Genomic DNA, 25815 nt, shown 5'->3' with positions numbered 1-25815 from the left:
ACATTGCCCCTACAATGCTGCAAACTCAAAACTTGTCTGACAATGAGAATCACACACACCATCTGGCGGCGGATTCTTGGCCTGCTGCCCGGCGAGATCGCCAGTAATGAAACCAGCTGGCTGTTGAGCCCACACCAGCACATGCCCTTGTTGGAGCAACGCCGCGCGCTGATGCTGGTCAATCGCGTGCGTCTGTTCGCCCTGCTGTTTGCCCTGCTCACCCCTTTGTGGATCGTGGTGGATGTCATGACCCTGCCATCCGGGCTATGGCAGATGCTGGCCACCATGCGGGTGCTGGCCACCCTGGCCTTTGTGGCGCTGGTCTTGTGGTGTCCGCAGGATGGTCAGCTATCCGGGGCCTATCGCGGCATGGCGGTATTGTTTGCCATCCCCACGCTGTTTTATATCGGCTCGCACCAGCTGATGACGCAATACCACCTGGAAGGGGTATCGGCGGCCATTGGCACGGGTTATGCCTTTCTGCCCTTTGTCTTGCTGGCGGCCTTTTCCATTTTTCCGCTCACCCTGATCGAGAATCTGGCCTTTGCCACACCGGTCTTGCTGGCTTATGCCATCGCCTGGTCGCTGGACTGGTCGGTCGCCAGCTGGCCTTCCTTCGGGGGTGAATTCTGGCTGCTGTCGCTGCTGGCGAGTGTTTCCTCACTGGCCAGCATCAGCCAGCTGGCCTTTATCATCGCCCTGGTAGGCCAGACCATCCGCGATCCGCTGACCACCGCCTTCTCGCGCCGTAGCGGTATCGAGATGCTGGAACTGCAACTGGTCAATGCCGAGCGCAACCAGATGCCGCTGGCCATCGCCTTTATCGACATTGACCACTTCAAGAGCATCAACGACCAGTTTGGTCATGCCGCTGGCGACAAAACCCTGAAACAGCTGGTGCAAAAAACACTGTCCTGTGTGCGGCGTGGCGATGTGCTGGTGCGTTGGGGTGGTGAAGAGTTTCTGCTGTTGATGCCCAATACCGACATGATCCAGGCCAGGCTGGCGCTGGACCGGCTGCGCCAGCAGGGGCTGGGCCAGCGGCCGGATGGCACGGCGCTGACCGCCAGCATCGGCCTGGCCGAGCGGCTGGCAGACAAATGCAATGTCCGCCGCCAGCTGGTGGAGCTGGCCGATGCCCGCATGTATCAAGCCAAACAGCTGGGGCGTGACCGGGTGATCAGCGACGGACTCCCGACAGCCTGACAGCCTGTTCGCGATCCAGCGAACGAAGGGGCAGACAAGGCGAAAGGGCGTAAACCGGTTCTCAGCCCTGCTGCAACACCACCCAGTCCTGGGTCGCCGGGCTGGCCCGGAATTCATGTACAACCTGCTGCATCAAGGCAAAGGCGCTGGCGGCGTCCAGTTGCTGGCAGGCCTGTGCCAGCTGCTGCATGAATTGCGCCAGTTCCGGCGCGGACAGATGGTATTCCTGCGCCCGCAGGATGCGCGGATGATCGGTGGGCAGCACGTTGTCGCCAATCAGCAGTTCTTCGTACAGCTTCTCGCCCGGACGCAAACCGGAAAAGCGGATTTCGATGTCGCCGTTCGGGTGCTTGTCATCACGCACCTCCAATCCGGACAAATGCACCATGCGCCGCGCCAGATCGGCAATCTTCACCGGCTCGCCCATATCCAGCACGAACACATCACCGCCCTCGCCCATGGCCCCGGCCTGGATCACCAGCTGGGCGGCTTCTGGAATGGTCATGAAGTAACGGGTGATGTCCGGATGGGTGACAGTCACCGGGCCACCGGCCTGAATCTGCTTCTTGAACAAGGGCACCACCGAGCCGGAACTGCCCAGCACATTGCCAAAACGCACCATGACAAAGCGGGTGCTGCTGCCACGGGCATGGCGGCCCTGCAAGGTCAGTTCGGCCAGGCGCTTGGTGGCACCCATCACATTGGTGGGACGCACCGCCTTGTCGGTGGAAATCAGCACAAAGGTATCCACACCGCAATCTTCCGCCGCCTGCGCCGTGGTGTCGGTACCGAAGGCATTGTTGAGGATACCGGCTACCGGATTGTGTTCCACCATCGGCACGTGTTTGTACGCGGCGGCGTGATAAACCGTTTCCACCTGGAAGGCGCGCATAATCTGACACAGCCGGGCATGGTCGGTGGCCGACCCCAGTACCGGCGTGCGCGGGATGGACGGTGCCAGCTGCGACAACTCGTGGTCGATGGCGTAGAGGGCGAACTCGGTCAGCTCGAACAGCACGATGCGCGCCGGATTGTTGCGGGCGATCTGCCGCACCAGCTCGGAGCCGATGGAGCCGCCGGCACCGGTCACCATCACCACCCGGCCCTGGATATTGCGCGCCAGCAGCTCGGGGCTGGGCGGCACCGGGTCACGGCCCAGCAGGTCTTCGATTTCCACTTCCTTCAGCTCTTCCACCCGCGCTTCGCCGGACACCAGATCCGCCATGCCGGGCAGGCGCTTGATGGGAATGCGCAGATGCTCCAGCGATTCCAGAATCTCGCGCTGGCGGCCACGGCTGACCGAGGGCATGGCCAGCAGGATGCAGCTGGCGGCCGTGTCTTCGATCAGCAGCGGCAGGTCGGTGGGGGCATGCACGCTGAGGCCGCGGTAGGTGCGTTTCCAGCATTCCGGATTGTCATCGACAAAGGCCATCGGCCGGTATTCCTTGCCCGCCTGCAAGGCCAGCAGCAGTTGTACCCCGGCCTGCCCGGCACCATAGATGATGACGTGTTCGCGCGGGGCATCCACCGAATCGATACGCCGCACCAGGCCGCGCAGCACAAAGCGGCTGCCACCGATATAGGCCATGGCGAACATCCAGAAGATGATGATGGACGAGCGCGGAAACGGCGCAATACGCGCCATCACGATCACCGCCGTCAGCACCAGCACCGCCAGGCTCACCCCGGTAAACACGGTGTAGACGATCTTGTCGTCCAGATACTTCAGCACCGCGCGATACAGGCCCAGTTTGACGAAGATGGGAATCACCCACAGCGGCGGCACGATGAAGATCCACAGATACGGGTCCAGCTTCGGGTCCCAGTAGCCGCCCAGGCGCAGCACCACGGCACTCCACAGGGCCAATGGCAGCAACAGGGCATCCATCAGCGCCAACAGCGCCATCTTGTTGTGACGGGAAAAGGTCAGCAGTTTGTCTAGCATGTCGTTTGGCTTTCGCGCCGGTCAGCGCAGCACGATTTTCAGCAAGGTGGCAAAGATGATGCGGATATCTTCCAGCAGGCTGTGGGTTTGCGCATAGCGCACGTAGTAGCCCAGCTTTTCCGGCAGTACCTGTTCGATATAGGCCTGCTCCGGATCGGCGGCACGACCGAGGATTTCATTTTCGTCGATCATGCGGATGGAGGCCCAGTCGGTGATGCCGGGGCGCACCGATAGCACGATGTCGCGCACATCCTCCGGGTAATGTGCCACGTACTTGGGCACTTCCGGGCGCGGGCCAACCAGGCTCATGTCGCCGAACAGCACGTCCAGCAATTGCGGCAGTTCATCCAGCTTGCTCTTGCGCAGAAAACGCCCGGCCCCGGTGACGCGGCTGTCCGCCCCCACGGTGAGCTGGCCTTGCACCTCGGTATTCACCTGCATGGTACGGAACTTGTGAATGCGGAACAGCAGGCCGCCGCGTCCTACCCGCACCTGGCGGAAAAACACCGGGCCGGGTGAGTCCAGCTTGATCCACAAGGCGACCAGCAGCAGCGGCAGCGCCAGCAGCAGCAGGCCGGCACTGGCCGCGATCAGGTCGAACAAGCGCTTGAGCAGCGGCGAACCTGCACCCGGCGGGCGGCAGCACGGCGGCAGCAAGGCCGGGGACTGGCCCAGCCCGGAGTCACGCGGCTGGCTCATGCGCCCAGAATCTCGCGAACCGCAGCGATCACGCGGGTCTGATCGTCCTCGTTCATGCGGGTGTACAGCGGCAGGGTGACTTCGGCCTCGAAGGCGGCATCAGCCACCGGGAAGGCACTGCGCGCCAATTGGTAGCCATCACGCCATACCGGCTGGCGGTGCAGCGGAATGAAGTGCACCGAGCAGCCAATGCCCTTCTCGGCCATGCGCAGGATGAAGTCGTCGCGGCTGATGCCGGCCTCCGGCTTGATACGCACCGGATACAGATGCCAGGCATGCTGGCCGGCGGCATCGGCCGGACGCGCTGGCAGGATCAGCGGCAGGTCGGCCAGTTCACGGTCGAAACGGGCGGCCATCAACTCACGCTTTTGCTGGAAGCCGGCAATTTTCTTCAACTGGTGAATGCCCATGGCCGCGGCGGTGTCCGGCATATTGTATTTGAAGCCGGGGGCGACCACTTCGTAGAACCAGGCCGGGGTCTTGGACACATAGCGGTCGAAGGCATCGCGGCTGATGCCGTGCAGACGCATGATCTTGCAGCGGGCGATGAGGTCCTTGTTCTTCGACACCACCATGCCACCCTCGCCGGTGGTCATGGTCTTGTTGGCGTAGAAGCTGAACACGGTGACATCCGAATCCAGCGTGCCGATCAGCTTGCCCTTGTAACGGGTGGGCAGCGCATGGGCGGCGTCTTCCACCACCTTCAGGCCGTGTTCGCGGGCGATGGCCAGAATCTCGTCCATCTCGCAGGCAAGGCCGGCAAAGTGTACTGGCATGATGGCGCGGGTTTTCGGCGTGATGGCAGCACGGATGGCAGCCGGGCTGATATTGAAGCTGGCCGGGTCCACATCGACACAGACCGGATCCGCCCCCAGATAACGCACCACTTCGGCGGTGGCGGTAAAGGTGTAGCTGGGGACAATCACTTCGTCACCGGGCTGGATGCCGATGGCTTCCAGCGCCAGATGCAGGCCGGCGGTGGCGGAGTTCACCGCAATGGCTTCCACGCCTTCGCCGATGAAGGCGGCAAAGTCGGCTTCGAACTGCTTGGTCTTGGGCCCAGTAGTCACCCAGCCGGAACGCAGGGCATCCACCACTTCATTGATTTCTTCTTCGCCGATATCCGGCAGGGCAAAGGGCAGGAATTTCTGTTCGCTCATTTTCGTCATCTTCAATAGGCGTCGTTGTTCATGGCTGGCAGCCGACGCATGGTTGCCAGTCGCGTATTCGGTCTTGTCAGCTACGCTTAGAGCGGCTAACAAAATAGCGTAGCGTCCCTGCGGCAAGGCGCGCCGCCGCAGACAGTACAATGAGTACGGCAAGGCGGCGCAACGCAGCAGCAGGGTTTTTGTTAGCTGCGCTTACTGGCGCGCCAGCTTGTCCGTGGCTGGCTTGTCTTTCAATGCATCGGCGGCGCGCTTGCCCAGCTTTTGCGTGGGCAGCTCCACCCAGCGGTTGATAGCCAACGCCAGGCACCAGGTCATGGCGGTGGCAGCTGCCACCAGCAGCCACCACGGCAGATTGTACTCAGCCAGCACTTCCATCAGCACATAGCCGGCATTGGAATGACACACATACCAGGCGTAACTGACGGCGGCGATACGCGCCAGCCAGGGATGGGTCCACAAGCCCGGGCGCACTACCCCCAGTACAAACAGGCTGATGCCGATCAGGTAGCTGCCGTACAGCTCCGCCGACGGCCAGTTGGTGACCCACACAAACATGGCCAACAGGCCGACAAAATGCAGCACGGTTTCCAGCTTGCCGGCCTGGCCGGTGAGATAGAAATAACACCAGCAACCGGCAAACATCAGCGGGAAATAGCACACCACCGAGGCCAGGAAATACTGGTCATAGGCCCAGAAGTGGGCCAGCTGGCCGTGCAGGCCCTGTGCATTCGGGCCACGACACAGCATGGCCACCAAGGGCAGCAGCAGCCAGATCGCCCATTTGATCCGCCGCCCGGTCAGCGCAAAGGCCGTACCCAGCAAGGCGTAAAACCACAGTTCTACCTTCAGCGTCCACATCACCGGGTCGATATTGCGTCCGCCCAGCATGTCCTGAAAGGCGATGCTGACATGGCCGATGACATCGCGCCGGGTGATATCGAATTCGTTATCCGCCAGCCAGGCGGCAATCCACAACGCCACGAGCGTCACCGCCAGCCCGGCCCAGTAGGTGGGATAAATACGGAATACCCGCGACACGGCAAAGCGCAGCCCGCCCATGCGGGTGAGCGACAAGGGAATCAGCAGGCCGGAAATCAGCAGGAACAAGCCCACCCCCACTGCGCCCAGATTGAAGGGCAGTACAAAGGATGCCCCGGCATAGCCTTCCAGCGGCTCCATATTCAGAATGTCGCTGATGCGTTCGCGGTGCTGCCAGAAGGTCTGGGTGAAATGAAACAAGATCACGCACAGGATGGCCACGCCGCGCAGGCCATCGGCAAAATCAAAACGGATATGCTGCTTGTTGCTACTCATCCCGCACTCACCTGTCTTCCGGCGTCACATTACGCCGGTCATGAAGGTTAAAACCGCTATTATCCTCGCCGTTAGGACAGGTTTGCACGGTTTTTTGTCTCTGTTCTGCCTGCTCAAACGACTGCTGCAAATCAAACTGCGCCGGATTGGCCGTGAAGACATCAGCCGGCGGAGCCTGCACCCGCTCACGGCGACGGCGCAGCTGCTTGACCAGCATTTCCAGCAAGGTAAGCGGCAAAAACAGCAACACCAACACGATCCAGCCCAGTCCATGCCAGTGCGCCAGCAGCTTCAGCCACTCCGGTGCGGGCTGACCGCCGCCGCCATGCTTGTCCCAGTAGAACATGGCACCGCAGAACAGGCCGAACCAGCCGGCCAGCAAGGCCGTCTGCAGGCGGCCCCATTGCCACCAGCTGGCCAGCGCGTAACAGCCCAGATACACCGCCAGCAGTGCCAAGGCCCACAGCGGGCCGGCATCCAGCAGCATGGCCAGCAGCACCATGCTGCAGAAGAACACGGCGACCCAGACCGCCAGCTTCAGCCCCAGACGCAGCAGTTTTCCCAGCAGGCGCAACATGGCATCAACCCTTGCGCAGTACCGCTTGCAGGAAACGCTGCGCCAGCACGCGGTAGTCGTGATGGGCCAGCACATACTGCCGCCCCGCCGCGCCCATGCGGCCACGCTCGTTGGGCGTCAACGCTGCCATGCGGCGTACCGCCCCGGCGATGGCAGCCGGGTCTTCCGCGCCCACGCTAATCCCCGCCCCGGCTTCCTTGACCATATCGTTGCCCGCTTCCACCGAATGGATCACCGGCTTGCCGGCCATCAGGTAGTCAAACAACTTGTTGGGATTGATGCCGAAACGGTAGATGGGCAGCTTGCGCCAGCCGATGAACAGGCTGTCCATCTGCGCGAGGAAGGCCGGCACCGCCCGCTTGGGAATGCTGGGCAGGAACAAGACATTGGACAAGCCCATCGCCGCAGCCTTTTCCACCAGCGCGGCCTTGTCCGGGCCATCGCCCACCAGCACGAAGCTGACCGCCGTGTCCTGCAATTGCGCGGCGGCCTCCAGCAGGAAATCCAGCGCATTGGCCAGACCATGCCCGCCGGCATAGCCGATGAGGAAACGCCCGTCGGCCTTCAGTTGCGCCAGCACCGCCAGGTGTTCAATCGACAACTGGCTGTTTGCGCCCTGCCATTCGGCCACATCCACGCCATTGGGCACCACATGGTATTTTTCCGCCGCCATGCCGTGCTCCATCATGTAGTCACGGGCGCAGGGCAACATGGAAATGACGGTATCGGCCTTGCGGTAGCCAAAATCCTCGGCCCACTGCATCAGGCGGATGAAGGGGTGGGAGCGCGACATGCCGCCCACTTCCACCGGCGTCAGCGGCCACAGGTCGTGCACCTCGTACACCAGCCGCGCACCGGTCTTGCCGGCAATGAAGGCAGCGGGAATGGTATCCAGCGGATAGGTGGACGAAGCAATCACCACGTCCGGCTTCCATTCTTTCAGGTAGCGTCCGGACAGGCCCATCACCTTGCCCAGAAAGCTGAAGATGTTGATCACCCGCTTCAGGCCATTGCCCGGATAGGCCGGAGTCTTGCACCAGGTATAGCGGATGCCGTCGATGTCTTCGTCCTGATACTTGGCCGTCAAGCGTGGATTGGTCTGGCGCAGATGCGAGGTATCGGCCGCCAGCATGTTCACTTCATGGCCGGCCCTCACCCATTCGCGCGCCAGGTAATAGGGGCGGAATTCCATGCCGTGGCGCGGGCTACCGGCATAGTGATTGATATAGAGAATGCGCACGCTGCTGCTTTTCCGAAAAGGTTAGGGTCCGCCTGTCAGAACAGGCCGGCGGCGATGTTGATCATCATCGCCAGCACGGTGGTATTGAACAGGAAGGACAAAATGCAATGCACGGAGCCGATGCGGCGCATGGCCCGTGAGCTGAAACTGATGTCGGCGGTCTGGCCCGAGGTGCCGATCACCGCCGCAAAATAAAAGAAATCGCTGTAATTGGGTTCTTCCTCACCGGGGAATTCCAGCCCCGGCTTGCCGCAACGGAACAGCGCCACGTAGTACTGGTGGGCGTAATGCAGGGCAAACATCACCTGGGTGAACAACCAGCTGGTAAAGATGGTGAGCACCGACAGGCCGATATGCAGGCCACGGCTGCTGCCGTGCAGGTCTTTCGCCACCGACAGCTCCGCCACAATGGACAACAGGCACACCACGGCCGCCAGCACCACCAGTGCCAGAATCGCCATCTCGCCCTCATCCTGCCGCGCCGCCCGGTGGCGGATCTGCTCGGCATCGGCCCCGTGCATCATGTGCAGCGCCAGCAGCAGATACAGGCCGGCCCCGGCATTCCAGCCCATTACATAGGCAGTCAGTGTGCGCATGGGGGTGAACATGGCCAGCGCCTGCGCCACCGCCAGGCCAAACACGATGGCGACAAACAGCCGCGGCCGGGTGCGGATGAGATGGCTCAGGTGAGCCAGCGGGCCGTGATGATGGCGGGTGGGTTTGTCCATATAGCGTCTCCTCAGGCCAGTTGGGCGTAGAGTTCCACCAGCTTGCGGCCCTCTGCCGCCCAGCTGTATTTCTGTAGCACCGCCTGTTTGCCGGCTTCGCCCAGTGCACGCATGCACTCTTCATCCGCCATCAGGCTGTTGATGGCCTCGGCGATGGCCGACGGGTCTTGCGGGTCCACCAGCACGCCGCAGCCAGCGTCATCAACGATTTCGCGCCATACCGGGAAGTCGCTGGCAATCACCGGCATGCCGGCCGCCATGTATTCAAACAGCTTGATCGGCAGTGCATCGACGTAATTGGGGGTGGGAAACAGCGTCACCAGACCGATCTTGCTTTGTGCCAGCACCTGGGCCACGCCCTTGCGGTCCAGCACGCCCAGATCATTCACTCTTGCCCAGCCGGGCTGGGCTTCCAGCTCGGCGCGCAAGTCGGTTTCGCTCCAGATGCCGGCCAGATTCAGCCGGGTGGCGGTATCCGGCAACGCGGCCACAATGGGGGCGATGCCACGAATGCGGCTGATGCCGCCGATATAGCACACCTCGTTCTTGCGGCTGTCCCACGGCGTGTCGCGCACCAGCTCTTCCAGAATCGGGAAATTGCACACATCCAGCACCCGGCCGCCCAGCTTGGCAAAGCGCTTGCGGATGTGCGGGGTGGAGGTGACTACCGCGTCAAAACGCTTGGCCGCCCAGTCTTCCACCGTTTCGAAGCTGCCAGACACCAGTGGCCGCACCGCACCGGGAATCCAGTGCTTGGCCAGAATCTGCCGTGGCATGTCTTCGTGCACGTCGTAAATCACCTTGATGCCGGCCTGCTTCAAGCGCAGCGCAGCCGGGATCAGCTCAGGGTCGTGAAAATGCACGATGTCCGGGCGTAGCGCCAGCGCTGCTTCGTACACCCGGCGCACCGTGCCGGTCATGCGGGCAAAGCGGCCACCGGTCTTGGGGCCGACATCGTGAAAGCGCACACCCTTGTTGATTTCCTCGCCCAGACCATCCGCCACGATCAGGGTCACCTCATGGCCGGCAGCGGCCAGGGTGGCGCATTCCTTCACGAAAATGCGGATGTCGTGACGCGGATGGGCGGAAGTGAGATGGGCTACTTTCATACGACAGAATCCTTGTGCGCCGGCCCGGACAACAGGCTGGCATAGAGATCAGCAAAGTGCTGCATATTGGTCTGGTGTAGCGCCTTTTGCGCCACCAGCTGACGGTTCAGCTGCACCGCCTGTTGCAGACGGGCATTGTCCGCCGCCCAGGCCATGCCGGCGTGCAGACTGTCGGCCAGACGGGCGATGTCTTCGGCAATCAGGCCGTTGAGGCCATCGATCACCCACTCGCCATTGGCCGGCAGATTGGACAGTACCGGCAGGCAACCGTGCCCCATGGCTTCCAGCAGGCTGATGCTGGTGGCGTCCGAGCGCGGCACGCTGACAAACAGCCGCGATTCCTGATACAGGCCAGCCAAGACCGCAGACGACACAAAGCCGGTGAATTCCACCCGCTGCAGCCCCAGGCTGGCAGCCAAGGCTTTCAGGCTATCCGTGGATTCGCCGCTGGCGGCCACGGTAAGACTCCAGTCCGGATAACGGCCACTGGCTTCCACCTGCTGCCAGGCATGCAGGATAGCGTCGATGCGATAGAGCGGCTTGTGCAGGCGGCAGGACAGCACCTTGTTGGCCTTGGCGGCAATATCCGGCTGCGCGGGCAAGGCGTCCATGCCGAAATTCAGCACATCGATACGGCAGTCCTCGCCCGCCAGCTGGCGGATTTTCGCCGCCATGTACAACGAATCCGAGGTAATGGCGCTGGCCGCGCGCAAATTGCCCGCCACCATCTGCCGCATCAGCCGGTTACTGTCCGGCAGCAGCAGCACATCCGAGCCCCAGGCAGTCAGCACCATGGGCACATGGCTGCCCACCAGAGCACGGCGCGCATGCCAAGCCACGCTATTGGCCTGATGCACATGCACCAGGTCCGGCCCGATCTGCGCTATCCAGCGGCGCAGTTTGCCAGCGCTACCCAAGGCCTTGAGGCCAAAGTCCAGCCGCAGCTCGCCCTTGAGATTGGCCGGGCGCTTGTCCGCTGGCACTTCGCCATTGCAGGCCAGCCAGATTTCTGCCACATGCGGGGCGATGCCGGCCAGATAGCGCCAGGTATGTACCGAGGCCGAGCCGATCAACAACAGCTTCATTGAATGTTTTCTTTCTCGATGCAGCGCAGCTCGGCCAGCAGCTTGTCCAGCCGGCCAGCCAGCCGCGCATCGTCGGCCAGCGCGATATTCATCGGCAGATTCAGCACCGTGGCGGCCAGTTGCTCGCCCTGCGGCGCACTACCGGCCACATAGCCGTGGCGGAAGGAGCCGGCCGGGTGAATCACATCATCAAACCACACGCCGATATTCAGCCCGCTGGCCTGGCTCAAGCGCCGCGCCACGGCGGCCTTGTTGCCCACCGGACGGGACAGCGCAAACGGGTAGCGCACCCAGTGGCACTCCGCCCCGGCCGGTAGCGGCCATTGTTTGATAAACGGCAGTGCTGCCAAAGCCTGCTGATAACGCCGGGCCAGCGCCTGCTTGTGCGCCAGTGTGGCAGACAGATGGGCCAGTTGGCGGCGCACCAGTACGCTGGACAGCAGCGGCATGGCGCGTACCGGATGCGGCACGCCCTGCGTCACTTCGGCATCAGCCGAGCGGTAAATCAGCCCCACACGACGGTTAATCGCCATGGTGATGCGCCCCAGCAGTGGCCAGCGCGCAGTCAGCAGATGGGCTTTGAGCGTGGCCAGCAAACGCCATTCATCGGCGCAGGACAGCTCCGGCCACTCTTGCTGCGGTGCGGCCATGCCGGACGGAAAGATGGCCAGCCCGCCGATGCCACCGCTCAGATTTTTGGAGTATTCAAAACTGAAGAAAGCGCCATCGTGATAGCTGCCCAGCCATTGGCCGTCCAGCTGGCTGGCAAAACCGTGGGCGGCATCGTCGATGAACTTTACTTGCGGATGGGCAGCGCGCAAGGCCTCCGGCACCCGGCACGGCAGGCCGAAATTGTGCGGTACGATGACTGCGCGGGTGGCCGGGCCAATGGCGGCGGCCAGTATGTCCCAATCGAAATTCAAGGTGTCAGCAGAGACATCGACAAAACGCAGCGTGGCTGCCAGTGCCGGAATCTGGTTGGGCACCACCACGCAGGTATAGGCCGGCACGATGACTTCAGCGCCCGCGCCTATGCCATGTTGCTGCAACAGCACGCGCAGTGCGGCACGGCCGGTGTCATACAGGCCGATGCGCGCCTCGTCCACACCAAAGCAGACAGCCAGCTCGCGCCGCAGCGCCGCGCGCTGGAATGCCCGGCCACGCAGCATGCCGGGCAAGGCGGACAGGTAATCGCACAGCGTCAGCGAGTTAGCCGTGAGCATGTTCTTGCTCCAGTTGGCGACATAGCCGGAATACCCAGACCATGTAAACGATGTAATAGATGGAAACAGCCACCGACAGCAGGCGGAAAACCTGATGTGCGTCCTCGCCGGCCCAGTACACCACGCCCAGCGAACCCAGGTTCACCACCACGCCTAGCAGGGCAAACAGCAGCGACTGGCGCTGGCGCGACAACACCATCGGCACCATGAAACAGGGCGCAGCCAGGAACATGCAGAAGAAGGACGGGGTCAGCGTGGCGGCAATCAGGCCGGCATCACGCCATTGTTCGCCAAAGGCAAAGGCAAACAGCGGCCCACCCCAGGCCATGATGATGAGAAAAGGCGCAATGGCCAGCGCCGACAGCACCAGCAGCGCCTTTTTCAGCAAGGGACGCAGGCTGTGGCCCTTGGCATGGGCTTCGGCCAGATCGCGGTACAGCACTTGCGATACCGCCTGCCCCAGCAAGGCGGCGGGCAGCTTCAGCACCCGCACCACCAGGCCGTAGTGGCCCATCAGCTCGGCGGTGGCCAATATCCCCAGTAGCTGCACCATCAAGGAGTCCTGCAGCGCCACCACAAAGGCATGTGGCGTGTTGACCAGCGGAAATTCACGATAGCGGCGCAGAATGCGCCCCATGCCACCGCTGCGCGCGGTGCGCAGCCATTGTGGCAGTGCGCGCCAGTCCTGCCGCGCCTGCACCAGCCAGGAGGCGGTCTGGCCAGAAATCTGTGCCAGCAGCAGACCCAGCGCACCCAGCTTGCCGAAACCGGCGGCCAGCTGCACCGTCACCATGGCGGCAGACTGCCCCATGCGGCCCTGGGCATTGGCACTGTAACGGCGCTGGCGGTTATTCCAGTTGGTCCAGATCTGATTATTGGCCGCCACCCAGATGCCCAGTGGCAGCAGGGGCAGCCAGGGTGCCATGGCCGGCGCATGCAGCTGCGCGGCAATCCACGGCCCGGCCAGCAGCAGCGGCACGCTCAGCCCGGCCAGCAGCAGGGTATTGAACAGCAACGCCAGCACCATCAGCCGCATGGCGTCGCTGTCTTCTTCCGGCAGCACCACCGCCATGTCGTAGCGCCAGGTGGCAATCACCACCAGATTGGACAGCCAGGCAACAAACTGCGTCAGCACGCCAAAATCGGCCGGGCTGTACAGGCGGGTCAGCAAGGGAGTGAACAGCACCGGCAGAAACTGCGCCACCGCTGCGCCACCAGCCAGGGTGGCGACATTGCGGGCAAAGCCGCCCTGCGCCAGCCTGGCCTTGAGTTTGGCCAGCACGCTCAGCTCAATGCCTTTTTCACCGCAGCGACAATGGCGTCCTGGGTGGCTTCATCCAGGAAGGGGTGCATCGGCAGGCTCATCACGCGCTTGCCGGCGGCTTCGGCCAGCGGGAAGCTGCCTTCGCCCTGCCCCAGATGGGCAAAGGCCGGCTGCAGGTGTAGCGGAATCGGGTAATGCACGGCGGTGGGCACGCCCAGTTCCTGCAGGGCTTTCTGTACTGCTTCGCGATTGTCCACCTCGATGGTGTACTGGGCGTAGACATGGGTATTGCCCGCGCCGATCACCGGCACACGGGCCACGTCCTGCAGCAGCGCGCTGTAGCGGGCACCGATGCGCTCACGCGCCGCCACTTCGTCGGCAAAGCTGGGCAGCTTGGCCAGCAGCACCGCGGCCTGGATGGTATCCAGCCGGCCATTCAGGCCGATTACCGGGTGGTGGTAGCGACGGTCCTGGCCGTGAATGCGGATTTCGCGCATTTTCTTCGCCAGTTCGTCGTCATTGGTGAAGCAAGCACCGCCGTCGCCATAGCAGCCCAGCGGCTTGCTGGGGAAGAAGCTGGTGCAGCCGATGGTGGACAGGTTGCCCGACTTCTTGCCGTGCTGGCTGGCACCAAAGCTTTGCGCACCGTCCTCAATCACCGCAATGCCGTGTTTTTCGGCAATGGCGTTGATGGCGGAAAAGTCCGCGCACTGGCCATACAGGCTGACCGGCATGATGGCGCGGGTACGCGGGGTGATGGCGGCTTCCAGCAGCGCCGGATCAATGTTGTAACTGATGGGGTCGATGTCGACAAACACCGGGGTGGCACCCAGCAGGGCAATCATTTCACCGGTGGCGATAAAGGTGAACGGCGTGGTGATGACTTCGTCGCCACGCCCCACACCCAGCGCCATCAGCGCAATCAGCAGCGCCTTGGTGCCATCGCACACGCCGATGGCGTGCTTGACGCCAGTGTAGGCGGCCAGTTGCTGTTCCACCTCTTTGACTTCCGGCCCCATGATGTACTGGCCATGATCCAGCACCGCGTGGATGCGGGTGTCGATGTCGGCTTTCAGATGCTGGTACTGCGCTTTGAGGTCGATGAACTGGATGCTCATGGCTCGATTCCTTGCTGGGGCCAGGCTGTCCTGCGGACAGCCGTCAATGATGAAAGAGAAAGGCGTGGCGCAAACTGCCGCGTCTCAGGCCGGTGCGCAGTGATTGCCACCGATCTGGTAAAAGCTGTCGCAGGCCGTGCAGGCGTGGGTGCCGATATCGTTGGGCAGGCGCTCGCCGCAGGCGCACATCCAGCCGATGCGCTTGGCCGGCGTACCCACCATCAGCGCATAGGCCGGCACATCGCGGGTCACCACGGCACCGGCACCGATGAAGGCATACTCGCCCACATGGTGGCCACAGACGATGGTGGCATTGGCGCCGATGGAGGCACCACGCTTCACCACGGTACGGCGGTATTCATCCTTGCGGCTGACATGGCTGCGCGGATTGTTGACATTGGTGAACACCATGGACGGGCCGCAGAACACGTCGTCTTCCAGCGTCACCGCATCGTAGATGGAGACGTTGTTCTGGATCTTGACGTTGTTGCCGATCTCGACGTCGTTGCCGACAAACACGTTCTGCCCGAATGAGCAGCGCTCACCGATGTTGGCACCGCTGCAGATATGCACCCAGTGCCAGATACGGGTGCCGGCACCGATGTGCGCGCCATCATCGATGATGGCAGTGGGGTGTACGGTGTATTGGGTCATGTCCAGGCCTCGCGCTCAGATTCAGAAAAACAGGAAAAAACCGTCGGCAAAATACACCAGGCCCAGCAGCCCCACCGGCAGTGCCGCCAGCCAGATCAGCTTGCGCTTGAACAGACCGGCGATGGAAGAAATCAGGATGGCCACCTGCAGGAAAATCACCGCCACGCCAAAGGGCTTGCCCTGACGCTGGGCGGCATCGCGTTCCACCTCCAGCTGGCGGGCCATCTTTTCGATGTCCTTGCGTTCGGCACTGTAGCGCGCCACCTTGTCGCCCAGCTTTTTCAGCTGCTGCTGGTAATGCTCGCGCTGTGGCGCCGTGGCCGGCAGCTGCTCCATTTCGAATTGCAGCCGTTCACGCTCGACATCGTACAGATTGCCCTTGATGCCCTTGGCCTGATAGTAGGCCCACTGGTCCGAGGCCTGAGCCTGGGCGATGACGCTGCGGGTGGAAAAACCGCCGCCCTTGAAGGTGGACAGCGTGGCGCACACGGCCAGGATGACGGTGGTGAGCGCCAAATAATTCAGCCAGGGGTCTTTCTTTTCTTCAGCCATGAGTGTGTTTCAGTGTTGCTGTATGCCAATCGGGATGACAGACCGGCCCGCGTGTTACGGGCCGGGACAAGGCTCGATAATCCAGATGCTGCCGGGATTAATCTGTCTCTTTACTCAAATTCAATTTATAGCCGGATTCAGGCGTAATCAGCTCTGCCCGGTCCGGCGAAACGCTGACCAAGGATTTATTGAACGGAATCTTATAGGCCGAGGCGATATCCACGGCAATGCGATACCGGCTCTGTCCAGGCTGTGCCGGAATAAAGGTAGGTGCCTGGAAAACATTCAAGGCGTTGGCAACCACGACTTGTTTCAGCACACCTTCACGCGGCCAACTGACTTGCCATGGCCCGATGTCGCCATTGCCCATCGTCAGCACCTGGCCATTGTTGTGGACCAACGCAGCCCCCAGGCCATTCATCCCCAGAGCGGAACGCGGAGAAGGTTTGCCGGGCATTGTTTGGCCATCAGGCTGCACAAACTCCACAACCCAGTGCTCACTATCCGCCTTGGTTTCCAATAAACGAAACACCGGAGGGAATGGATCAGTCGTCAGCGTGACACCGCCATCCGCCTTCTCCCACAGACCGGAAGCCTCGCCTTTAATCCCGGAGCCCAGGATTTCAAACGAAAACCGATGATCGGCTTTTAATTCAAGCTTGGTCGCCACATAGCCACCCTGCTTGTACACGCCCACCACGCTTTCAGCAGCCTGGGCAATACCCGCCATGCCAAGCAAGGCTACCGACACCATCAATGCCTTCATCGCTACTCTCCTCCGGGACATCCGGAACCTGAATCAGATCAATAATCCAGCGGCAGGCTGACGCGACGGCCATCGCGGGCCGACAGATACATGGCAATCAGCAGTTCCAGCGACTTCAGCCCTTCGCGGCCGTCGGTTTCCGGCTCGGCCTTGCCCTGCATCACGTTGATCACGTTGTCGTAGTACAGCGGGTGGCCAAAGCCGTAGACGCTGGTGGTGGCGTAGCTGGCGTTCTTGATTTCATCGTCCATGGCGTGCGGCTCGGCGAATTCCCAGTGCTGGATTTCATTGACCGCCACCCCACCCACCCGCACCGAACCCTTTTCGCCCAGGATGGTGATGGAGCCTTCCAGGTTCTTGGGGTAGGTGAGCATGGTCACGTTCATGCTGCCCAGCGCGCCGGAGCGCCATTTGACGCTGACCGTGCCGGTGTCTTCCACTTCGATATTGCGTGCCAGCGTGGCGGTGTAAGCCTGCACGCTTTCCACCGGGCCGATCAGCCAGTCCAGCAGGTCCACATAGTGGCTGGCCTGGTTCATGAAGGCACCGCCGTCGAATTCCCAGGTGCCACGCCAGCCGCCCTGATCGTAATAGCTTTGCGGACGGGTCCAGAACACATTGACGTTGACCATGTAGATACGGCCGAAACGCTTTTCCTGCATGGCGCGCTTGAGCAGTTGCAGGGTGTCGTTACGACGGTTCTGTTTCACCACGAACATGCGCTTGCCGGCCTTGTCGGCAGCTTTCACCATGGCCAGGCCATCTTCCCAGCGGGTGGCCATCGGCTTTTCCGTCATCACGTGAAAACCCGCTTCCGAGCATTCGATGCTCTGTGCCGGATGCAGGCCGGACGGGGTGGTCAGCACGATGATGTCGGCATTGGTGGAGGCCAGCATGTCGGTGAGATTGCTGTGGCCACGGGCACCGGTGCGCTCGACTGCTGCTTGCAGCGCAGCCGGATCAACATCACAGACGTCTACCAGCTCGGCGCGATCGGCATGCTGTTCCAGCGAGCCGAAATGGTTGTTGGCAATGCGGCCACAACCAACCAGCGCGAAGCGGATCTTGCGGTCGGTAATGGGGGCGTGGTGTACGGTTTTCATGGTGGGTTCCGTTCTGTGCTTAAACGGCAAAAGGCGACCGTGGGGTCGCCTGCTTGCGTTATGCCGACAAGATCAAGCCTTGACGATGTGGTCGGCGGGTTCCAGATACTTGCCACGGCTGTCGACGATCAGCTGGGCGTGTTGCTTCAGCAGCGCATAGTCGAACTTGTCATGGTCGGTGGCCAGCAGCACGCAGTCGTAGCTGGCGATGGTGGCGGCATCCAGCGCGACGCTGGACAGCTCGAAGTGGTGCTCGCGCATTTTCGGGAACACCGGCACGTGCGGGTCGCTGTAGGACACTTCTGCACCCAGATCACGCAGCTTTTCCATCAGGAATACCGACGGGCTTTCGCGCATGTCGTCCACGTTCTTCTTGTAGGCAATGCCCAGCACCAGCACGCGGCTGCCATTGATGGCTTTCTTGCGGGTGTTCAGCGCAGCAGCGACTTTCGCCACCACCCAGTCAGGCATATTGCTGTTCACTTCACCAGCCAGCTCGATGAAACGGGTGTTCACGCCGTATTCACGCGCTTTCCAGGTGAGGTAGAACGGGTCAATCGGGATGCAGTGGCCACCCAGGCCCGGGCCCGGATAGTAGGGCACGAAGCCGAAGGGCTTGGTGGCAGCAGCGCGAATCACTTCGTGAATGTCGATGCCCATCTTGTCGGCAACGATCTTCATTTCGTTGACCAGACCGATATTCACCGCACGGTGGATGTTTTCCAGCAGCTTGGTCATTTCGGCGGCGCGGGTGGACGACACCGGCACCACCTTGTCGATCACCGCGCTGTACAGCGCCACACCGATTTCCTGGCAGGCCGGGCTGTAACCGCCACATACCTTGGGAATGGTGCGGGTGGTGAAATTGGGATTGCCCGGATCTTCACGCTCCGGCGAGAACACCAGGAAGGCATTCTCCCCCACCTGGAAACCACGGGACTGCATGCGCGGCAGCAGCTCTTCGTCGGTGGTACCCGGGTAGGTGGTGGACTCCAGCGACACCAGATGGCCTTCGCGCAGGTAGGGCACCAGGCTGTCCATGGTATCCAGCACGAAGGACAGATCCGGCTCGCGGTATTTGTTCAGCGGGGTCGGCACGCACAGGATGAGGGTGTCGGCTTCCGGCGCGCGGGAAAAATCGGTGGTGGCTTCAAAACCACGGGTCAGCGCGGTAGCGATGCTGTCAGCGCTGATATGCTCGATATAGCTCTTGCCGGCGGTCAGGGCGTCAACCTTGCTCTGGTCGATGTCAAAGCCCAGTACCTTGTAGCCCACTTCGGCAAAACGCAGCATCAGCGGCAGGCCGACATAGCCCAGACCCACGATGCCGATGACGGCGGATTTGTCCGCGATACGGTTAAGCAATTGCTGCTTGATCACAATGATAGTCCCAACAAAGTAAAAACCTGCCATGGCCGCCCACGGCGACCATGCACTGAATTCGGTAAGGTCTGGCAGTGTGCCTCGCCTGGCTGGCGGGCTTGCTGATCTGGCTCAAACCGCGCGTGTGCAGTTTCAAGCGCCGCATTATACGCCTGCTTGACGGGCTGCTGGGGTTACCAAACGTGACAAAATGCCCGCCACCACACAACACGGCGCAATCAGATCAGCAGATGCCCGGCCGTGCTCTGGTTGGTCTGTTTCAGCCGCTGGACGAAGTCGCCAAACTCCAGCCCGAAGCGGCATTCCATGCGGTCGGCACGCTCCTTGAGCGCTTCCCACTGGGTCAGCGTGGGGCTTTGGCGGAAGGCCATCACCGCCACATTGCCATGGCTGGCCGAAGGCAGCTCCAGCACGCGGCCCTCGAATACCTTGAGCAGACGCTCGACAAAGCTGTGATAGCGCTTGTCGCCGCTCCACCAGTTGGTGACGAACACGCCATGCGGACTGAGCGCGCGTTTGCAATCTTCGAAGAAATCTTCGCTGGTGAGTTCGTCAACAATCTGCAAGCCGTCGAAACCGTCCACCAGGATGGCGTCGGTGGAGCCACGGAAAATCTTCACGTAATCCGCACCGTCGGCCTCGATGATTTCAAAGAAATCACCCTCTTCCGGCAGCTTGAAAAAGGCACGCGCCACGGCGATGACTTGCGGATTGATATCCACCGCCACGCTAACCGCGTCCGGCAGATATTCGTCGATGAAGCGGGCGAAAGATCCGCCGCCCAGGCCGATCTGCAGAATATGGCGCGGGTCGTCGTTCCACAGCAGAAAGGCCATCATGGCGCGGCTGTAGGACAACACCAGCTCGGCCGGCTCGTCCATGTCCATCGAGCTCTGGATGGTTTCCGAGCCCAGATGCAAGGACCGGATATTGCCGGCTTCGGAGATTTCCACTTCCGGCATGTCGTCTACCGCCGCACGCACCCGGCGGCGGAAAGGATGCAAGGCTCTACGCGCCACAAGCGCTCCCCTCGCCCGGCTTGCGGGAATCCAGAATGCTGATGGTGCGCCTCAACGGAACATCCTCATCCTCCGCCGCAGGCAGTGGATCATTGAACTCTTCCTTGTCAAAGGCGGTGTCGCCATTCTCGAAGGGACTGTCGCCGGTTTGCAGGCCGACAAAGTCGAACAGGCCGGTATCGCACAAATGCGAAGGCACCACGTTTTGCAGGGCGCGGAACATGCTTTCCACGCGGCCGGGGAAGCGCTTGTCCCAGTCGTTGACCATTTCCTTCACTACCTGGCGCTGCAGATTGGGCTGCGAGCCGCACAGATTGCACGGAATGATGGGGAACTGGCGCAAGTCGGCATAGCGGATGATGTCCTTTTCGCGGCAATAGGCCAGCGGGCGGATCACCATGTGCTTGCCGTCGTCCGACACCAGCTTGGGTGGCATGGACTTGAGCTTGCCGCCGTAGAACATATTGAGGAACAGCGTGTGCAGGATGTCGTCGCGGTGATGGCCCAGCGCGATCTTGGTGGCCCCCAGCTCGTCGGCCACGCGGTACAGGATGCCACGGCGCAGCCGCGAACACAGGCTGCAGGTGGTCTTGCCTTCCGGCACCAGCTTTTTGACGATGGAGTAGGTGTCTTCCTCGATGATGCGGTATTCCACACCAATGGAAGCCAGATAGCCGGGCAGCACGTCTTCCGGGAAGCCGGGTTGTTTCTGGTCCAGATTCACCGCCACGATGGAGAAATCGATAGGGGCGGATTTTTGCAGACCCAGCAGGATGTCCAGCATGGTATAGCTGTCCTTGCCGCCGGACAGACACACCATGATCCGGTCGCCCTCTTCGATCATGTTGAAATCATTGATGGCATCACCCACATGGTGACGCAGGCGCTTGGCCAGTTTATTGCCCTCGAAGGCGGCCTTTTTGGCCTTGTCGTCGAGTACGGCGTTCTGTTCGGACATGGGGTACGGCTAAGAAATTGAAAAACAGGCGATTTTACTGTTTTTCCCCGCCAAAATCCACGCTCTTTCCCGGCATGGCCTGCGGCTGTGGCGGCAAGACCTACAGCACGATGCTGCGACCACCATCCACCGCCAGGATCTGGCCGGTGACATAGCTGGCATCCAGCAACAGGAAAGCCACGGCGCGGGCAATGTCATCCGGCTGGCCGGTACGTTGCAGCGGAATGGTGGCCTCGATACTGGCACGCTCGGCCGCATCAAACGAGGCATCGTCCTCCGGCCACAGATTCACCCCCGGTGCCACGCCGTTCACCCGCACCAGCGGGGCCAGCTCCAGCGCCAGGCTGCGGATCAGCTGGGCATGGCCGGCCTTGGCCAGGTTGTACACCACGTGGCGACGCATGGGCCGCTCGACGTGAATGTCGGAAATGCCAACGATGGCCCCGCCACTACGACGCAGGGCCGGGGCCACTGCCTGGCTGAGAAACAGCGGTGCCTTGAGATTGCTGCCCATCAGGTCGTGCCAGGCCAGCTCGTCGATCTCGCCCAGCTCGGTAGGGAAAAAACTGGAGGCATTGTTGACGAGGCCATCCAGCCGGCCAAAAGCGGCCACCGCCTGTGCTGCCAACTGCTGCAAGCCCTGCATGTCCAGCAAATCAGCCTGCAACAGCCGCACCGAAGCCGGCCGCCGGCCATTAAGCTCGGCCGCCAGTGCCTCGGCCTCGCGCTGCGAGCCGCGATAATGCAGCAAAAGCCGCAGGCCGCGCGCATGCAACAACCGGGCAATGCCCGCACCAACCCGGCGCGCCGCACCGGTAATCAACACCACGCGCTGCTCGAGCACCTGCTCGGCGGCTTCTTGCTGTCGCGCCATCTGCTGTTCATCTCCGAATGGTTACCCACTGCCGGCGACACGCACCGGCCAGCGCTAGACGGCGATAAAATGCGCGGGGCCTCTTCTCCCGCGCCCTGCTTTCGCCCACAATCGCCGCACATTGTAGCAGGATGCATTCCATGACCACCTTACCCGCTCCCAGCACGGCGGCACTGGCCACCAGCCAGGCACTGTGCACCCATATCCGCCAGGCCATCAGCGACGCCGGCGGCTGGATTCCCTTTTCACGCTATATGGAACTGGCGCTGTACGCACCCGGCATGGGCTATTACTCGGCCGGCAGCCACAAGCTGGGCAGCGCCGGCGACTTTACCACCGCGCCGGAGATGTCGGCGTTTTTTGGCCGCACCCTGGCCAGACAGATTGCCGAACTGCTGCCGCAAACGGCCGGCAAGCTGTATGAATTCGGTGCCGGCACCGGCAAGCTGGCCATCGACATCCTCACCGAACTGGAAGCGCTGGACTGCCTGCCGGAACAGTACATCATCATCGACCTGTCGGCCGACCTGATCGAGCGCCAGCAAAACGCCATCCGCGCCGCCCTGCCCCATCTGGCGGACCGCCTGCAATGGCTGAGCGTGCTGCCGGCCGAACTGGATGGCGTGGTGATCGGCAATGAAGTGCTGGATGCCATGCCCTGCGAGCTGTTGCACTGGACCCCCGAACCGCAACAACGCGGCGTGGCGCTGGAGGGTGAGCAGTTCATCTGGCAGGACCGCCCCATCCAGGACCCGGCCCTTCAAGGGCAGGCAGCGGCACTGAACATCAGCCAGGCCGGCTATATCAGCGAACTGAGCCTGAGCAACACCGCCTTCATCCACACCCTGGCGCGCCACCTGGTGCGCGGGGCCATCCTGCTGGTGGACTATGGCTACCCGGCAGCCGAGTTCTACCACCCGCAACGCCATATGGGTACGCTGATCGGCCATTACCGCCACCACACCGTGGACGATCCCTTCTTCCTGCCCGGCCTGATGGACCTCACCTGTCACGTGGACTTCACCGCCATTGCCCAGGCCGGTATCGATGCCGGGCTGGACCTGATCGGCTACACCACCCAGGCGCAATTCCTGATCAATGCCGGCATCACCCAGCTCTTGGGCGAACTGGATGCCGACGACAGCGCCAGCTATCTGCCAGTGGTGGCCATGGTGCAAAAGCTGCTGTCCATGCAGGAGATGGGAGAACTGTTCAAGGTGATCGGCTTTGGCCGTGGCATCAGCATCGACTGGCTGGGCTTTACCCAGGGCGACCGCTGCCACACCCTGTAACGCAGCAAGCCCGCCGCAGATCGCACGCATTTTTGGTTGACAGCCGAAAAAACGCTGCGTATAGTTCGCGTCTCGGTGCAAGCGCATCGAGAAATGTGGCGAATTAGCTCAGTCGGTTAGAGCGACGGAATCATAATCCGCAGGTCCGGGGTTCGAGTCCCTGATTCGCCACCACAGTTTTCCGAGTTTTGCTCACGCAAAGCTCCCGGCGAATTAGCTCAGTCGGTTAGAGCGACGGAATCATAATCCGCAGGTCCGGGGTTCGAGTCCCTGATTCGCCACCAGCATTACCGCAAAGGCCAGCTCCAAGGAGTTGGCCTTTTGCTTTTGTACGTGCGTCGCAGGCCACCGCGCTGCCTGCGGCATGTCAAGGACAAGCAATATTCCGCCTTTCGGGCGCTACCGGCATGCATTAGATTGAGAGAACAGTCCCCTGAGTGGACTGCCCGATCATCTGATGCGAAAGACCACCATGCCTGTCGCCTCCCCCCTTTCCGCCACCGCTGCTGACTGCAGCATCCATGTCGACCTGCGCGAAGTGATACACGCGCTGTCCGATGCGCTTGATCTGGTCGGCATCGATGATGTGGCCCACGGCAAGCGGGTCGGCATCATGGCTTATCACTGCGCACTGACGCTGGGCCTGAGCCGGCAACAGGCCAATTTTCTGTTCGATCTGGGCCTGCTGCACGATATCGGCGTCTCCTCCACCCGCACCCATCAGCATCTGGTCAGCGAGTTCGACTGGGCCGGCTCCCAGCAGCATTGCCTGACTGGCGCAGCCCTGCTGGCCAGCTTTACCCCGCTGGCCGCCATGGCAGAGCCGGTACGCTATCACCACACCCCATGGGAAAAACTGGCGGCCATGCCTGGCCTCAGCCGCGAAATAGCCGAACAGGCCAACCTGATCTATCTGGTAGACCGGGTGGACGCCATGGCAGCGGCCTTTTACAGCAGCGGCGAATTGCTCACCCACACGCCGGCCATCCGTGAGCAGATCGCCCAGCGTAGCGGCCAGCACTTTGCCCCGCAGTTGGTCGAGGCTTTTCTGCAAGCGTCGCAAGCCGAAGCCTTCTGGTTGCAACTGGAGCCACGCGGCATTGCCGGCATGTTGCAGGACATGCGCGAACTGAGCCTGCCCTGCCAGGCCAGCACGGCGCAGCTCAAGCAACTGGCCACGCTGTTTTCCTGCATTGTCGATGCCAAAAGCCCGTTTACCGCGCGCCACTCGCAAGGCGTGGCCGGCCTGTCGCGCTGGCTGGCCGAGCGACTGGGGCTGACGCCAGGACGTTGTGATCAACTGGAAATTGCCGCCCTGCTGCATGACCTGGGCAAGCTGCGCGTGCCGGATGAAATACTGGAAAAGCCCGCCGGCCTCACTAGCCGCGAACGCAGCCTGATCAATGCCCACAGCTTTGAAACCTACCAGATCCTGCGGCATATCCGCGGCTTTGAAGAAATCGCCTGCTGGGCGGCCTATCACCACGAAGAACCGGATGGCCACGGCTATCCCTTCCACCTGAGCGCAGCCAGCATGTGCATCGAGGCGCGCATCCTGCGCGTGGCCGACATCTTTCAGGCACTGGCCCAGGACAGGCCCTACCGCGCCGGACTCAGTGCCGACGCAGTGCTGGCCACCCTGCAGCAACTGGCGGCGCAACAGCGCATCGACCCGACCATTCTGGCCCTGGCTGCGCAGGACATGGATGGCGCCATGGCGGCCGCACTGCCGGCAGGAAAAGCCGCCTGAGTCTGGCGGCACGATTGCCAGCACCCGGGCGCAGGCGGATAATCGCCGACCCCGACCCTGCGTCGATCCCACTGGAGTACCGCAATGAGTGAACAGGAACTGCGTTTGTCCAAACGCATGGTGGAGCTGGGGCTGTGCTCGCGCCGCGAAGCCGATGCCTTCATCGAACAGGGGCGGGTCAGAGTGGATGGCCAACTGGTGCAACAACTGGGCAGCCGCGTGCGGCCGGAACAGCGCATCGAGCTGGACAAGCCGCGCATGACGCTGGGCGAACTGAGCATCAGCCTGCTGCTACATCGTGCCGCTGCCGAGCCCTTGCCGCTAGCCGCGCTGATTACCCCGGACAATCACTCTCTGCGCGATGGCAGCGAGGTGGTCTTCAATCCGCGCCACCTGAAGCCGCTGCAACAGGCCGGCGCGCTGGAGCCGGGCTGCCATGGCCTGGTGGCCCTGACACTGGACAAGAAGCTGGCGCGCAAGCTGGCCGATGCCGAGCAGGAATACCTGATTCAACTGGAAGCAGCACCCAGCGCAGAAGACCTGAAACAAGCTCTGCAACAGCTGAAGCTACCGGGTAAAGCGCCGCGTGGCCTGAAAGTGAGCCGCCAGAGCGACCGCCAGCTGCGACTGGTGCTGACGGCAGTACAGGCCGGCCAACTGGCCGCCATCTGCCAGGGCCTGGGCTTGCAGCCGCTGGCCCTGCGCTGCATCCGTATTGGCAAACTGGGCATTGGCGAGCTGCCTGCCGGGCAATGGCGCTACCTGCTGCCGATGGAGTCCTTCTAGG

General features: G+C 62.1%; 24 protein-coding genes and 2 tRNA genes. 6 read left to right on the top strand and 20 right to left on the bottom strand.

What is annotated here, in order from left to right; all coding sequences use genetic code 11:
- Positions 1–42 precede the first annotated feature (42 nt).
- Positions 43–1206: a GGDEF domain-containing protein gene (locus FAZ30_RS07615; protein WP_124644204.1), complete on the top strand. Its 1164-nt coding sequence runs from the start codon at positions 43–45 to the stop codon at positions 1204–1206.
- 61 nt (positions 1207–1267) lie between these two features.
- On the opposite strand, the gene FAZ30_RS07610 is transcribed toward FAZ30_RS07615, so the two are convergent.
- From FAZ30_RS07610 to FAZ30_RS07515, 20 genes are all read right to left on the bottom strand, one after another.
- Complete coding sequence (locus FAZ30_RS07610) at positions 1268–3151, bottom strand: polysaccharide biosynthesis protein (RefSeq protein ID WP_124644203.1); 1884 nt, start codon at positions 3149–3151, stop codon at positions 1268–1270.
- Positions 3152–3172: 21 nt separating this feature from the next.
- Entirely contained in the window at positions 3173–3850 is a 678-nt protein-coding gene (locus tag FAZ30_RS07605) for a sugar transferase (RefSeq protein WP_124644202.1), read from the bottom strand.
- Complete coding sequence (locus tag FAZ30_RS07600; RefSeq protein ID WP_124644201.1) at positions 3847–5010, bottom strand: DegT/DnrJ/EryC1/StrS family aminotransferase; 1164 nt, start codon at positions 5008–5010, stop codon at positions 3847–3849. The genes FAZ30_RS07605 and FAZ30_RS07600 overlap by 4 nt, the downstream gene beginning before the upstream one ends.
- Before the next feature lie 201 nt (positions 5011–5211).
- A complete protein-coding gene (locus FAZ30_RS07595; protein WP_124644200.1) occupies positions 5212–6333 on the bottom strand; it encodes an acyltransferase family protein in 1122 nt (373 codons plus the stop codon).
- Between the two features lie 7 nt (positions 6334–6340).
- Positions 6341–6910: a hypothetical protein gene (locus FAZ30_RS07590; RefSeq protein ID WP_124644199.1), complete on the bottom strand. Its 570-nt coding sequence runs from the start codon at positions 6908–6910 to the stop codon at positions 6341–6343.
- 4 nt (positions 6911–6914) lie between these two features.
- Positions 6915–8150 (bottom strand): glycosyltransferase family 4 protein, encoded by a 1236-nt coding sequence (locus FAZ30_RS07585; RefSeq protein ID WP_137009199.1) that lies wholly within the window; start codon positions 8148–8150, stop codon positions 6915–6917.
- A 35-nt stretch (positions 8151–8185) separates the two neighbouring features.
- Positions 8186–8878 (bottom strand): DUF1345 domain-containing protein, encoded by a 693-nt coding sequence (locus FAZ30_RS07580; protein ID WP_137009197.1) that lies wholly within the window; start codon positions 8876–8878, stop codon positions 8186–8188.
- A gap of 11 nt (positions 8879–8889) precedes the next feature.
- A complete protein-coding gene (locus FAZ30_RS07575) occupies positions 8890–9987 on the bottom strand; it encodes a glycosyltransferase family 4 protein (RefSeq protein WP_124644196.1) in 1098 nt (365 codons plus the stop codon).
- On the bottom strand, positions 9984–11072 hold the full coding sequence (locus FAZ30_RS07570) for a glycosyltransferase family 4 protein (protein ID WP_124644195.1): 1089 nt from the start codon (positions 11070–11072) through the stop codon (positions 9984–9986). Before FAZ30_RS07570 ends, FAZ30_RS07575 begins: the two co-directional genes overlap by 4 nt.
- A complete protein-coding gene (locus FAZ30_RS07565) occupies positions 11069–12295 on the bottom strand; it encodes a DegT/DnrJ/EryC1/StrS family aminotransferase (RefSeq protein WP_137009195.1) in 1227 nt (408 codons plus the stop codon). Before FAZ30_RS07565 ends, FAZ30_RS07570 begins: the two co-directional genes overlap by 4 nt.
- Positions 12282–13577: a lipopolysaccharide biosynthesis protein gene (locus FAZ30_RS07560; RefSeq protein WP_205676654.1), complete on the bottom strand. Its 1296-nt coding sequence runs from the start codon at positions 13575–13577 to the stop codon at positions 12282–12284. The genes FAZ30_RS07565 and FAZ30_RS07560 overlap by 14 nt, the downstream gene beginning before the upstream one ends.
- Positions 13578–13579: 2 nt before the next feature.
- Positions 13580–14677, bottom strand: coding sequence for a DegT/DnrJ/EryC1/StrS family aminotransferase (locus FAZ30_RS07555; protein WP_137009192.1), 1098 nt, complete (start codon positions 14675–14677; stop codon positions 13580–13582).
- An 84-nt stretch (positions 14678–14761) separates the two neighbouring features.
- On the bottom strand, positions 14762–15331 hold the full coding sequence (locus FAZ30_RS07550; protein ID WP_137009190.1) for an acyltransferase: 570 nt from the start codon (positions 15329–15331) through the stop codon (positions 14762–14764).
- A gap of 21 nt (positions 15332–15352) precedes the next feature.
- Positions 15353–15883 (bottom strand): DUF4337 domain-containing protein, encoded by a 531-nt coding sequence (locus FAZ30_RS07545; RefSeq protein ID WP_124644191.1) that lies wholly within the window; start codon positions 15881–15883, stop codon positions 15353–15355.
- Between the two features lie 97 nt (positions 15884–15980).
- Entirely contained in the window at positions 15981–16649 is a 669-nt protein-coding gene (locus tag FAZ30_RS07540; RefSeq protein ID WP_124644190.1) for a hypothetical protein, read from the bottom strand.
- Between the two features lie 38 nt (positions 16650–16687).
- Positions 16688–17752 carry a Gfo/Idh/MocA family protein gene (locus FAZ30_RS07535; RefSeq protein ID WP_124644189.1) on the bottom strand — a complete coding sequence of 355 codons (1065 nt, stop codon included), beginning with the start codon at positions 17750–17752 and terminating at the stop codon, positions 16688–16690.
- 72 nt (positions 17753–17824) lie between these two features.
- Positions 17825–19129, bottom strand: coding sequence for a nucleotide sugar dehydrogenase (locus FAZ30_RS07530; protein WP_124644218.1), 1305 nt, complete (start codon positions 19127–19129; stop codon positions 17825–17827).
- Between the two features lie 224 nt (positions 19130–19353).
- Complete coding sequence (locus FAZ30_RS07525) at positions 19354–20154, bottom strand: polyamine aminopropyltransferase (protein WP_124644188.1); 801 nt, start codon at positions 20152–20154, stop codon at positions 19354–19356.
- Complete coding sequence (gene ttcA / locus FAZ30_RS07520) at positions 20144–21112, bottom strand: tRNA 2-thiocytidine(32) synthetase TtcA (protein WP_124644187.1); 969 nt, start codon at positions 21110–21112, stop codon at positions 20144–20146. The genes FAZ30_RS07525 and ttcA overlap by 11 nt, the downstream gene beginning before the upstream one ends.
- A 100-nt stretch (positions 21113–21212) precedes the next feature.
- Entirely contained in the window at positions 21213–21986 is a 774-nt protein-coding gene (locus FAZ30_RS07515) for a pteridine reductase (protein ID WP_137009188.1), read from the bottom strand.
- A gap of 140 nt (positions 21987–22126) precedes the next feature.
- Between FAZ30_RS07515 and FAZ30_RS07510 the strand changes: the two genes are divergently transcribed.
- The 5 genes from FAZ30_RS07510 (at position 22127) to FAZ30_RS07490 (ending at position 25814) form a co-directional block, all read left to right on the top strand.
- Complete coding sequence (locus FAZ30_RS07510; RefSeq protein WP_137009185.1) at positions 22127–23278, top strand: class I SAM-dependent methyltransferase; 1152 nt, start codon at positions 22127–22129, stop codon at positions 23276–23278.
- Positions 23279–23375: 97 nt separating this feature from the next.
- Positions 23376–23452: transfer RNA gene (locus tag FAZ30_RS07505), tRNA-Met, on the top strand.
- A 33-nt stretch (positions 23453–23485) separates the two neighbouring features.
- Positions 23486–23562, top strand: a tRNA-Met gene (locus tag FAZ30_RS07500).
- Between the two features lie 188 nt (positions 23563–23750).
- A complete protein-coding gene (locus FAZ30_RS07495) occupies positions 23751–25028 on the top strand; it encodes an HD domain-containing phosphohydrolase (protein WP_137009183.1) in 1278 nt (425 codons plus the stop codon).
- A gap of 84 nt (positions 25029–25112) precedes the next feature.
- The gene (locus FAZ30_RS07490) at positions 25113–25814 is read left to right on the top strand and encodes a S4 domain-containing protein (protein ID WP_137009181.1); all 702 of its coding nucleotides are present in this window, start codon (positions 25113–25115) and stop codon (positions 25812–25814) included.
- Position 25815: the final 1 nt, after the last annotated feature.

Source organism: Aquitalea aquatilis (assembly GCF_005155025.1).
Lineage (GTDB): Bacteria > Pseudomonadota > Gammaproteobacteria > Burkholderiales > Chromobacteriaceae > Aquitalea > Aquitalea aquatilis.
Note: the sequence above shows the minus strand (reverse complement) of the source record. Positions and strands in the feature narration are given on the sequence as shown.

Coding starts and splice junctions, on each gene's coding strand:
- FAZ30_RS07540 (WP_124644190.1), bottom strand. CDS start 16,649: ATGAAGGCATTGATGGTGTCGGTAGCCTTGCTTGGCATGGCGGGTATT.
- FAZ30_RS07595 (WP_124644200.1), bottom strand. CDS start 6,333: ATGAGTAGCAACAAGCAGCATATCCGTTTTGATTTTGCCGATGGCCTG.
- FAZ30_RS07575 (WP_124644196.1), bottom strand. CDS start 9,987: ATGAAAGTAGCCCATCTCACTTCCGCCCATCCGCGTCACGACATCCGC.
- FAZ30_RS07580 (WP_137009197.1), bottom strand. CDS start 8,878: ATGGACAAACCCACCCGCCATCATCACGGCCCGCTGGCTCACCTGAGC.
- FAZ30_RS07550 (WP_137009190.1), bottom strand. CDS start 15,331: ATGACCCAATACACCGTACACCCCACTGCCATCATCGATGATGGCGCG.
- FAZ30_RS07555 (WP_137009192.1), bottom strand. CDS start 14,677: ATGAGCATCCAGTTCATCGACCTCAAAGCGCAGTACCAGCATCTGAAA.
- FAZ30_RS07605 (WP_124644202.1), bottom strand. CDS start 3,850: ATGAGCCAGCCGCGTGACTCCGGGCTGGGCCAGTCCCCGGCCTTGCTG.
- FAZ30_RS07545 (WP_124644191.1), bottom strand. CDS start 15,883: ATGGCTGAAGAAAAGAAAGACCCCTGGCTGAATTATTTGGCGCTCACC.
- FAZ30_RS07600 (WP_124644201.1), bottom strand. CDS start 5,010: ATGAGCGAACAGAAATTCCTGCCCTTTGCCCTGCCGGATATCGGCGAA.
- FAZ30_RS07515 (WP_137009188.1), bottom strand. CDS start 21,986: ATGGCGCGACAGCAAGAAGCCGCCGAGCAGGTGCTCGAGCAGCGCGTG.
- ttcA (WP_124644187.1), bottom strand. CDS start 21,112: ATGTCCGAACAGAACGCCGTACTCGACGACAAGGCCAAAAAGGCCGCC.
- FAZ30_RS07610 (WP_124644203.1), bottom strand. CDS start 3,151: ATGCTAGACAAACTGCTGACCTTTTCCCGTCACAACAAGATGGCGCTG.
- FAZ30_RS07535 (WP_124644189.1), bottom strand. CDS start 17,752: ATGAAAACCGTACACCACGCCCCCATTACCGACCGCAAGATCCGCTTC.
- FAZ30_RS07565 (WP_137009195.1), bottom strand. CDS start 12,295: ATGCTCACGGCTAACTCGCTGACGCTGTGCGATTACCTGTCCGCCTTG.
- FAZ30_RS07615 (WP_124644204.1), top strand. CDS start 43: ATGAGAATCACACACACCATCTGGCGGCGGATTCTTGGCCTGCTGCCC.
- FAZ30_RS07570 (WP_124644195.1), bottom strand. CDS start 11,072: ATGAAGCTGTTGTTGATCGGCTCGGCCTCGGTACATACCTGGCGCTAT.
- FAZ30_RS07510 (WP_137009185.1), top strand. CDS start 22,127: ATGACCACCTTACCCGCTCCCAGCACGGCGGCACTGGCCACCAGCCAG.
- FAZ30_RS07495 (WP_137009183.1), top strand. CDS start 23,751: ATGCCTGTCGCCTCCCCCCTTTCCGCCACCGCTGCTGACTGCAGCATC.
- FAZ30_RS07490 (WP_137009181.1), top strand. CDS start 25,113: ATGAGTGAACAGGAACTGCGTTTGTCCAAACGCATGGTGGAGCTGGGG.
- FAZ30_RS07590 (WP_124644199.1), bottom strand. CDS start 6,910: ATGTTGCGCCTGCTGGGAAAACTGCTGCGTCTGGGGCTGAAGCTGGCG.